We start from the raw sequence: 10,454 nt of genomic DNA, 5'->3' as shown, positions 1-10,454 counted from the left end.
TAATGCTTCATACCTACCTGTCGCAAATGAGTCTAATGTATTTTCGTCACTTTGGTACACAGTACCAGCACACTCCAGACCTTCATCATGGGTGATTAATGATAAGCGTTGCTCACTCTCATTTATCCAAGCATCATCAAGCGATAGACTTAGTCGAGTTAAGCCAGGGTAAGTGATTGTATTTAATGCCTGCTCTTTTTGTTGAAGCTCTTTTTTAACGCCCTTTTCTTTCGGTAACTGTTCTGGTAGATCAAAAAAACCATAAGGAAAATATTTACCAAAATGAGTGTTTTTTAGGCTTATACCACGCATTTTTGCGACAGCAGCGGCTTCTACTGCCCAGTACCCAAAATAACCTATATGATAATCATCATTGTGGCTATTGTACCAATGTAAGCCTTTATAACGAATGTACCATTTTTTAGAATACTTTTTCAGTTCTTCTAAAAATTCACAATCGTCACTAATATTTGAGATAGTCAAAATTTGACCGATTTTTTTAAGGCGAACATCTTGACCTAGTTGTATATTGTTTGAACGATAACTCAACAGTTTTGCCAATATATAGCCATTACTGCCGCTACTTTGCCATTTTTCAGCCAATAATGCCCACGCTTTATCACTAACATCAACCAAAATAGCCAATGAAATAAGTTTGACTAATGTATATACACTATGTGGATAGCTACTCCACTCATTGTCTGTTTTAAGATAGTAAGTGATAGTCCGCTCGACTGTTTCTCTTATTGTGTCAATACTATGACCGAGTGAAAACTGACAGATTGATAATTCTATCCCAACGTTTATTAAACTATCTGATATTCTTTCCAATTGTTCATATTCAAGCTGTTGCGATCCAAGCATTTTCGATTCAATAACATTTTCACCATGCGCTAACATGCCCATTCTATTCGCATAGAATTGTTTTAATTTTCCTTCACGATTTGGGTAATCCCGCATTACATTAGCCACCATTAATTTGAGTCACTCTGGCAGCCTTACCACGAGGTATTTTTGGTCTGCCACCACTAACATGAACAATTTTTGAATAAGTAATTGTTCCATTCTCAGTTGTTCTAGCCAACACAGGATATAGTTGGCTTTTATTGTTTTTCGGAGGATTACTATTTTTTTAAAGTGTTTATGTAAATACGTTAGGTTAATCACAAAAACTTATTCTTAAGTTGAATGTCTAAATCTCTGAGATAATCTAATCCAAAGTTATCCTTAGAAAAATTAGTAACGAGCTTATTTGGAAGAGCTTTATCAACACCATCATAACAACTTGCTATTTCGCAACTGATTGAAGCGACACTATCAAAATACCATTTTATAAAAAGCTATAACTATGATAAAAAAGAATATTATAATTTAAAATGGAAGACCTTAAGCTTAAATAAATAATTTAAGATCTTCCTGACACTCTAGATTTTTATTAAATCAATAAACACCACAGCATATTTTAAATTGAAATCATTCAAGATCGAAGAGTTTCATAATTGCACTATATTCATCTTTATTCATAAAGTGCTTTGCCGAATATTTTGAACCAAGAATTGATATATGTCCGCCATCAAGGCTGTATGGCAAAGTAAGATTATTAATTTCGAAGGTGTTTTCTTTATTATAAAGCAACTCTCTACTTACAAAGTGAATATTAGTATAATTACTAGAAAACTCTTTTAAATACAAGTTAGCCTTCGCCATAAATACATCATTACTAATTATTTTATTAATATCAAAAGGATGTTTAAAATAAACACTCCTGTAAAAAAAGTTCAACGGGTTTTGCGTGTAACTATGTGGTGCTGCTATAATAAATACATTGATCTTCATCTTAGCCGCTTGTTTTATTACAATTTCAAAATCATCAAGTTGCTTTTTAGATAAAGCACTCCATTGACCTGCAAATATTATGTTTTTATATTTATGCATATTAACTTTTAAGTACCCCCTATTAATTAAGCATTGTTTATATGCAAGATGCGATTTTGGGCCAGTAAAATTATCCGTAAAAGATGCAATACACCAGTTGGTGGTTATAGATTGGAAAGATTTATGATTAGCTTTAAATATCTCATCAAAGAAAGGTTCCGAATGACCAGCAAAAGAGTCTCCAAATAATAATGTAGCTGATTTGTTTAACTTCTCCCCCAAATAACAATCGGTGCCAATTTTCTGATCTACATTTTCCTGACCATCATTGAAGGAATAAAAGCAGTATCCATTACTTCTTAATGGCATTATCAATTGATTAGATATTTGTTGAAGTTCGAGATTTAGGTTAAATCTTTTATCTACTCCTTTTGATATAAAAACATAACTCCCTAAAAAACCAATGAATAATACAAGATAAATAGGTTTGCATTTCCAATATTGAAGCAGGCCTCGAAAATCATTTCTAAACCTAATTTTTTCAATATATTTATTACTCAAATAACCAAGTAATACTGATACTGCAATACCAATGTAAATGAACTTATCATTTAACGAAAAATAGTAAATTGCGACAACTAAAGGCCAGTGCCATAGATAAATAGAGTATGACCAAGCGCCTAATTTCTGGAATACTATATTACTTGTAATAAGGCTATCGTTATGTTGTGCTTGGATAATGAGGAACGAGCCCAAAACAGGGAATATTGCAAGATATCCAGGCCAAGGGTTTTCTTTTGATATAAAAAAATATGAACAAACAATTAGAGTTAAACCAAACCACTCTACTAATTTTTTTCTTTTATCTTGTAATGTAAAAGGGAAAAGATAAGCAACGCCACCAATCATCATTTCCCAAGCTCTGGTAGGTAATAGATAATATGAAGAGTCTGGCCACTTATAGGTAGCGATAACACAAAAAACAAAGCCCAATAATGTTCCAAAGAGAACAGCTGCTTTCATCACCTTAACAGACATAAACTTTCGAATAGCAACGAGCATTAATGGATAGATTATATAGAATTGCCATTCAGCGGATAATGACCAAGTATGCAATAGCCATTTTTCGTGTGAAGCCGCATCAAAATACCCTGACTCTCTCCAATAAACAACATTAGATAAAAAGCTCATACTGCTGCCAATATGTTTGCCCAGAGTTTTGTAATCAAATGGTGTAAGATAAAACCAACCGAAAACAAGCAAGACTAAGCAAAGCATAGCTAACGCAGGAATGATCCTATTTGCTCTTGCAACGTAAAACCTTAAAATAGAAAAGTTTTCTTGTTCTATTCCTCTGAATATTATTCCAGTCATTAAAAAACCAGAGATAACAAAAAACACGTCAACCCCCGCAAAACCGCCGGGCATCCAAGAGGCATTAAAGTGAAATAGCACAACAGCTATAACTGCAATAGCTCTAAGTCCATTTATATCTTTTCTGAATTGCAAAACACAGTACTCAACAAATTATAATACAGGGACGGCATTTTATACTAATAGCAAGGCAAGGCAAAGCTAGGCTAGGCTAGGCTAGGCAATAATTATTTTTCAAATGTAAGAAAGCAAAAAACCGCCCATCAAAGGCGGTTTTTCATAATATGGTAGTGTTCTACAGATTTAAGCTCGTTCAAGTTAAAAAGTTTTAATGGTACCAGTGGACGTACTCGAACCATCAATCCCGAAGAAACCAGATTTTGAATCTAGCGTGTCTACCAATTCCACCACACTGGCATTAAAACTATACCACTACAGGGCTCCTTAAAAAGGAGTATAAGATCATACTTTTAAGTCAAGATAAAGTTCGTGATCTTACCCTGAGACCTGACCCCATTATTTTTTACTCTACTGAATATATGGAGGTAACTTCAACTTTATTATCTTTCAAATGAATATTAGCTTTCCACAATTGAGAATTTATATAAACTTTTATAGAGTATGCATTCTTTTCAAATAAGCCTGTTACTACTGGACTCATTGAAACAGCGCCAGGAATACTGGTGAATTTATTTAATTGACTGTCAAAAAACCAGTCAAACATATTCACCCTTTTTTTAATGGCGTTCTCTTTGTTATTTCTCAACTCTTCCATAAACCTCCAGATAACCCCATAATCTTCTATAGCAACGGTAGGCTCTAAACGGATGGCTCCATCAAAGTTACAACTTTGATTAGTCACAGCGACTTCCAATGTGGCAACATAGGGCTCAACTTTATATCCGCCAACCACGCCATAATGTTTTTTGTAGCAAATGCCATCAGTATTCGAAGGCTCTTCTACAAATATTGTATCACCACATTTAAAATGGAATTTGCCCCTTGCGCCATTTAATTTCTTCATTACCATTAGCTTATGCTGGTTATTTAGAACGCTTTCTCCACAGCTAACATGCAAATTACTAGTACTAACAACACTTGCAATAGCTAGAATCGTCGGACCTATCGCGACCACCATGATTTCTCCTCTGGTTTATAACTATCGGGGTCATATAACTATCGGGATCACTATCGGGGTCAGATCTTGTTTTTTGCCACTAATTACATAAAGACAAAAAGAAAGACCTGACCCTATTCACTTTGTTACTAAAGGGTGACTCTGTTTACTTTTCTGTTAGTTTAATCATCAGGCAAGGTAAGTAAATCATCAACTATTCCTAACTTACTAAGCAATGAAATGAATCTTGACTTTTTTTTATCTATCACATATTGCGCATCCATAACTACCGAAAAAACAACGTACTCAATGCCTTTTTCAAAATTCAATCTATCTCTTTTTATTAGCGTAGTGTAAGTTTTGACTTCAAGAGGTTTAAATATTACATCTCCTTCAAGTGGCGAAAACTCTACATTTTTAAACGATAATGGGTTGTCAAACGGGTTACTCGTTGCATACACGTCTTTTGCTCTATAAAACTTAAAAGCATGCTCAGTAAAATGAGTTTCATCGAAATAATTTGAAATTACTTTAATTTCAAATGCCGTATTATTTCTTAAAACAACACTCGTATTGCAATATACCAAATCGCAAATAGTATATACTACGGCTTCAATAGCTTTAGGTGGTTTTTCAATCGCATTTTAAAAGCATACCTGTGAATTAACTATTAAAAATAATAAAGTTAAAAATCTATATTTTGACATTATATTTCCTTGATGCACTATCGAAAAATTTGTGCCTTTCCTATTTTACTTTACGAGCACTTACTTCCTTCTAAAAAACTTTCCGAATATTTTATATATACAATCAGCAGTATAACTAAAAAGTGTAAGGAAGAAATAAAACAATAACGACAATGGTACTATTATTGTCAACAACCCCCAATCATTTGCACTATAAGAGATTTGGCAAATTGTCAATGCAACTATTGAAAACACACATAGTAAAGTAAATGCATTTTCTTTTACATCTTCAAAAAGAAAGCTCAAAGAAAAGAAATTGGATTTAGAACGGAAAATATAAAAAATACAAGTGGTTAACGCTATGGCTATCCCATAGTGGTGATTTAAACTAATCACCAATAAAAATTGAAATATAATAAAAATAAAAATTACTTTTTTAATCATTTTTATTCCTTATTGATTCTAAAACTATTTACAAAACGCGACATAGCTAGAGTATGTTTTCTTTGTTCCTTGCATATACATTACCCCATATCCAACTTCGTAAGAAGCTCCGAGTGCATCTATAGAAAATGAATCTAGACGATGCTCAATTGCATACGCAGCTCCGTGTATCTTTGCGCTGTACTTCTTAAACCCTCTCAAAAATGCAGCTCCTATTGTTTCAATTTCCGAAGTAGACCAACCTCGGATACCATCAATATCATAAAAAAACTGTGCAATTACTATTTAAAGTCGTATTAAATTAAAGAGTTACAGTTTATTTATAGTTAAATCAGATACAGGAACAATCAGACTAAAAAATGATTAAATCAATAAAATATGAATATACGCTCAAATTAAATGACTACTTAAACGTAACTTTGCCGCCGATCATTTTATACGCGGGTGCGCCTCGGATAATTGCTTCTCGAGCAAAAGGGCGTGAGCAGTTGGGGCATACGCAAGGAATTGTGGTGAAATCTTGACTGATCCGTTCGATAAAACATTTAACCAATGCCCCTTTGCCGCCTTTACGATATTTGAATAGGGGAGCTTTACATTGACTACAAAAAATATCGACCGTTTTAGTAGGGCCTTTTTTATTCGGTTTTGCCATTATTTTGTTACTTTTACTACAAACACGCGAATAGATTAACAGCTTATGGCCAAAGTCCAAAGATTAAGCCCATTAAAGTAAACTGTAAAATATGGTAACCGCTATTGATTAAAAACAGCTTTAGTGGTCGTTGTTCATAAATATAGCTCATTCCTAAGGCACTGCTTACCCAACATAGTCCAACCGCAAAGCCAACGCCTACCGCAACCCCTAAATGTGGATGTGGTCCTAAAAACAGTGATAAGCCAAAAGCGATAAATAAAGATAAAACAAAACCGCCACCAAATACCCATTTTGGATTTGTTGCTTTTAAATCCAGCTCCGTTAATCCACAGCCTTCTAACCAGGCTCGTTGAAACAACCAAGGTGAATACCAAACGCCTCCTAACATAAAAGAAGACATGGCAGCTAATAATACGGCTACAAAATCCAGTTGTGATAAATCCATAATGACTACTTATGCTGATTGCAAAAAATACAATGATATTTTTACTGTAGTTAATGAACGCCATTGCAGCAACTATCTAAACTGCAAAACTATCTATGATGCGTGGCTGGTGCCCAAATATAAATGCACTAAAGTAACCTGAGCTTCATTTCAAGTGACTACAGGCGACTGTATTACTTAGTTGACCGGGTAAAACTTATTGCCTAAAAGGCAACAATAAACTTACTGAGCATTACTAAACCGGAAACCGTGATCCGAAATAACGCTCACTATTGCGCTAGGATTTACTGCTGAACTGGTTTTTTTTGTAGCTTACGCTGTAAAGTCCGCCGATGCATATTAAGTTGCCGAGCAGTTGCTGAAATATTGCCTTGATTGGTATGCAGCACTTGCTGAATATGTTCCCACTCAAGACGCTCTGGCGACATAGTTACAATATCATCTGCAATTAACTCAGTAGTTGGCTCGCATGTGCCTGTTAAGGCTCGTAATAACGTGAGCATATCAACGGGTTTTGTTAAATAATCATTTGCACCTAGGCGCATAGCCTCTACCGCTGTGGCAATACTGGCATAGCCTGTTAATAATACAATATGTGCGTCTGTTAGTAAGGCTCTCAGTGGTGCGATAAGAGCTAAACCGTTATCGTCAGCTAATTTCATATCTAACAGAATATGTGTCGGCGCGAAGTTTTTAGCTATGCCAATAGCCTCGGCTTTATCATGTGCCAGCTGACATGCAAAACCGTGTTTGTTTAAGCGCCGCGCTAACGTATTGGCAAGATTAATATCATCTTCAATAATTAATAGCTTCATACAGGCTCAACTTGTGGCTCATCAATGGTTAATTGTACTTTGGCAACCGCGCCACCTTGTGGGTGATTAAATAATGTTAAAGAGCCTTGTAAACGTTCAAATGTTACATTTGAAAGCATAACTGCAAGCCCCATCCCCGTTTCACTAGGCATTAACTGACCCCCTAACTCTGCCAATTGTGCTGCGCTAAATCCTTTACCAAAATCACGTATAACTAAACTCACTGTTTTAGGGTTATCTGGAGTCTGTTGCCAGTTCAATTCCAGTGTTTGTTGCTGTGCCTGTTGATTGGCAAAAGCAGCATTTTGCAACAAGTTTAATATCGCTGGCAGTAACATAGCATCATTAGTAACCGAGCTAGCAGGCGCTGCATTTAGCCAATTAAGCTGTTGATCGGGATACTGTAATAGCATTGTATCGCTAATTTGTTGAGCTAATGCGTTTAACGATACAGTCGCTGCAACCGTTTGTGTGCGTAGTTCAGATGACAGGGTACGAAACTGTTTTAACTGCTGTGCGCATTGCAACAAGGGCTGCTGCATGTCTTTCACAATCTCATTATCGGGCTGCTCTTCAAGAAGCTCTTCATACAATAATTGTAAATTGGCGATTGGGCTGGCTAATTGATGAGTAATTTGTGCCGCAGCACCATCAAGCGTGACTAACTGCTCTGCTCGTAATTGTTTTTCTCGCACAGTTGCAATTGTGCGCTCTCGCGAATGCAGTGCACGGTTCATAGTGCCGATAACGAATGCTATAACGCTAGCACTGATCACAAAGTTAACCCACATACCCACAAAGTGACTGGTCATTTGCATATGATGCATGCTGTGCTGAGGCATTTTAAATAGCAGCACGCTATAGGCGGTGATCGCTAATACAGCAATATAAGCTAAGCCGCGAGCACTGACACTCACCGCAGCAATCATTATTGGTAACAACAGTAACGACACAAATGCATTGGTCGCACCACCACTCAAAGACAGCAATACCGATAAAAAAAGCACATCGGCCGTAAGCTGCATTAACATCCCAAGTTCTTTCGCTTTACTGACATTACGATAAGCAATCACGCTTAAAATTTGGAATACGGCTTCAAGGGAGATCACTACCAGTAGAGGCAATAAAGGGATTTGGTGCTCAAGTAAAAAATAGACTGCTACAACGGCCAATAGTTGAATTGCAATTGCACCACTGCGTAACATCAGTAAACGGCTAATCGCAGGATCAGTGCGCATTAAAAACGCCATACATAACTACCTAATAAAAAATGCCTAATTAAAGAAGGTTAACCTAATCATCATCCATAGAGATACTAAACACAGCACACGGCGTTCCTTGATGAAACACCATTTTCCACTGGCCTTCGGTTAATCGCCACAGCGACATCCGTAACGAATAGTTAAACTCAGCGCGCGCAGAGCGCCGATATGCCGCTTGATAACTTAGTTGGGCAATATCATCACTAAGCATTCGGCCTTTAAAATGCTGATTGTAAAACTGCGGCACGACTTCGGTAGGTAACCGCGTTAATACTTGATATTTATTAAATACAGTACCATTAGCGGCAATTTCAATAAAATCATCATCGAGCAAAGCATCCAATGCCTGCTCAGATTGACGGATCTCAGGATCTAATAACTGGCGCTCAGCGTCAATCAAATGATTAAACAATGATGCCTTGATTTTGCTGCCCATACTGTATCCTACAATTGGTGTTTATATATTTGCCCTGCTTTCATCACAAATTGTACATTTTGCAATGTCGTTATATCATCAAGAGGAGAGCCATTAACGCTGATGATATCTGCTTGTTTACCAACACTCAACTGCCCTAGTCGGTCTTGTTGGCCGAGTAACTTAGCGGCATTAACTGTTGCTGACATAATAGCCTGCTTTTCAGTCATGCCATATTTAACTAACCATAAAAACTCATCAGCATTATTACCATGGCGTGATACGCCAGAATCTGTACCAAAAGCAATATTAACATTGTTTTTTAATGCCAGCTTAAATGAAGCTGCAACATTTGGTACAACGGTGCGTACTTTATCAGCAATAGCTGTTGGCATATTTGGGTTACTGAGTACTTCTTGACTGACCGTTTGGCCTGCCAATAACGTGGGCACTAAATAAGCGTTATATTGCTTAAATAACTTTACAGTCTCTTTGTCTAGGTAAGACCCATGTTCAATTGAATCAACACCTGCACGTAATGCCGCTTTGATCCCTGATGTACCATGAGCATGGGCTGTTACGCTGCGCCCTAAGTTATGTGCAGTATCAACAATCGCCATCAACTCTTGATCTGTGAACTGCTGATTGACACCCGCTGCGGTATTACTTAACACCCCACCCGTTGCGGTAATTTTAATTACATCAGCACCTGATTTAATTACTTCACGAACCGCGCGGCGACAATCATCAGCACCATCACACACCCCTAACCCTCCACTTATCACATCACTAATATCTTTACGGTAACCGTGCAGATCAGCATGCCCGCCCGTTGGGGTAATTGTATCTCCTGCAGCAAAAATACGTGGCCCTTGAATATCTCCACGCTCAACGGCACGCTGTAGTGGAAAGATCACTTTATAACTGCTACCTAAATCACGTACCGAGGTAAAACCGGCATCAAGACTACGCTGTAAATATTTAATTGAGCGCAGAGCATAGTCCGCTTCATACTCTGTAAGCCATTGATGAGGGTTTGCGTTTGCGTCACGCTCAAATGTAACATGTACGTGCATATCAATTAATCCAGGCATAACAAATTGATTTTTTAAATCAATGATCTTTGCATCGGGCAATGCTAGATCAATAACACTCACATAGCCTTTTTCGATGCGCGTGATGATAGCGTCTTCTATAACAATAGTGCGTTGCTTTTCTAGTATTTGTTCAGCACCTGCTAACATTGATCCTGCGTAAATAACCTGAGTTTGTGTTGCAAAACTCGCCGCAGAATATACCGTCGTACCCAATGCAGCCAAGATAGTAATTAATTTTTGTTTCATGTTTACCTCATTTTTCTACT

The 10,454-nt window shown here is 36.9% G+C and carries 10 protein-coding genes and 1 tRNA gene; all 11 read right to left on the bottom strand.

Going from position 1 to position 10,454, the window contains the following annotated elements; all coding sequences use genetic code 11:
- Window positions 1-960: PoNe immunity protein domain-containing protein (locus H5182_RS02850; protein WP_182759482.1), on the bottom strand; the 960-nt coding region annotated here is incomplete at its 3' end.
- Between the two features lie 513 nt (window positions 961-1,473).
- Entirely contained in the window at window positions 1,474-3,384 is a 1,911-nt protein-coding gene (locus H5182_RS02845) for an acyltransferase family protein (RefSeq protein WP_182759481.1), read from the bottom strand.
- A 197-nt stretch (window positions 3,385-3,581) separates the two neighbouring features.
- A tRNA-Leu gene (locus tag H5182_RS02840) sits at window positions 3,582-3,666 on the bottom strand.
- A gap of 106 nt (window positions 3,667-3,772) precedes the next feature.
- Window positions 3,773-4,387 carry a hypothetical protein gene (locus H5182_RS02835; protein WP_182717833.1) on the bottom strand — a complete coding sequence of 205 codons (615 nt, stop codon included), beginning with the start codon at window positions 4,385-4,387 and terminating at the stop codon, window positions 3,773-3,775.
- 161 nt (window positions 4,388-4,548) lie between these two features.
- On the bottom strand, window positions 4,549-4,827 hold the full coding sequence (locus H5182_RS02830; RefSeq protein WP_182734091.1) for a hypothetical protein: 279 nt from the start codon (window positions 4,825-4,827) through the stop codon (window positions 4,549-4,551).
- Between the two features lie 1,072 nt (window positions 4,828-5,899).
- Window positions 5,900-6,151 (bottom strand): hypothetical protein, encoded by a 252-nt coding sequence (locus H5182_RS02825; RefSeq protein ID WP_149980101.1) that lies wholly within the window; start codon window positions 6,149-6,151, stop codon window positions 5,900-5,902.
- 43 nt (window positions 6,152-6,194) lie between these two features.
- On the bottom strand, window positions 6,195-6,599 hold the full coding sequence (locus H5182_RS02820; protein WP_145236169.1) for a DUF1761 domain-containing protein: 405 nt from the start codon (window positions 6,597-6,599) through the stop codon (window positions 6,195-6,197).
- Between the two features lie 284 nt (window positions 6,600-6,883).
- Window positions 6,884-7,414, bottom strand: coding sequence for a response regulator transcription factor (locus tag H5182_RS02815; RefSeq protein WP_182734090.1), 531 nt, complete (start codon window positions 7,412-7,414; stop codon window positions 6,884-6,886).
- Complete coding sequence (locus H5182_RS02810; protein ID WP_145236312.1) at window positions 7,411-8,652, bottom strand: ATP-binding protein; 1,242 nt, start codon at window positions 8,650-8,652, stop codon at window positions 7,411-7,413. Before H5182_RS02810 ends, H5182_RS02815 begins: the two co-directional genes overlap by 4 nt.
- A gap of 55 nt (window positions 8,653-8,707) precedes the next feature.
- Window positions 8,708-9,112, bottom strand: a complete 405-nt coding sequence (locus H5182_RS02805; protein WP_145236175.1) for a DUF4440 domain-containing protein — start codon at window positions 9,110-9,112, stop codon at window positions 8,708-8,710.
- 8 nt (window positions 9,113-9,120) lie between these two features.
- Complete coding sequence (locus tag H5182_RS02800; RefSeq protein ID WP_145236178.1) at window positions 9,121-10,434, bottom strand: amidohydrolase family protein; 1,314 nt, start codon at window positions 10,432-10,434, stop codon at window positions 9,121-9,123.
- Window positions 10,435-10,454: the final 20 nt, after the last annotated feature.

It is taken from the genome of Pseudoalteromonas sp. SG44-17 (genome assembly GCF_014164235.1).
GTDB lineage: Bacteria > Pseudomonadota > Gammaproteobacteria > Enterobacterales > Alteromonadaceae > Pseudoalteromonas > Pseudoalteromonas rhizosphaerae.
This window is presented reverse-complemented; position numbering and strand designations above follow the sequence as displayed.

Excerpts from the sequence above, each read along its gene's own strand:
- H5182_RS02805 (WP_145236175.1), bottom strand. The coding sequence starts at position 9,112 with ATGGGCAGCAAAATCAAGGCATCATTGTTTAATCATTTGATTGACGCT.
- H5182_RS02810 (WP_145236312.1), bottom strand. The coding sequence starts at position 8,652 with ATGCGCACTGATCCTGCGATTAGCCGTTTACTGATGTTACGCAGTGGT.
- H5182_RS02820 (WP_145236169.1), bottom strand. The coding sequence starts at position 6,599 with ATGGATTTATCACAACTGGATTTTGTAGCCGTATTATTAGCTGCCATG.
- H5182_RS02825 (WP_149980101.1), bottom strand. The coding sequence starts at position 6,151 with ATGGCAAAACCGAATAAAAAAGGCCCTACTAAAACGGTCGATATTTTT.
- H5182_RS02835 (WP_182717833.1), bottom strand. The coding sequence starts at position 4,387 with ATGGTGGTCGCGATAGGTCCGACGATTCTAGCTATTGCAAGTGTTGTT.
- H5182_RS02815 (WP_182734090.1), bottom strand. The coding sequence starts at position 7,414 with ATGAAGCTATTAATTATTGAAGATGATATTAATCTTGCCAATACGTTA.
- H5182_RS02800 (WP_145236178.1), bottom strand. The coding sequence starts at position 10,434 with ATGAAACAAAAATTAATTACTATCTTGGCTGCATTGGGTACGACGGTA.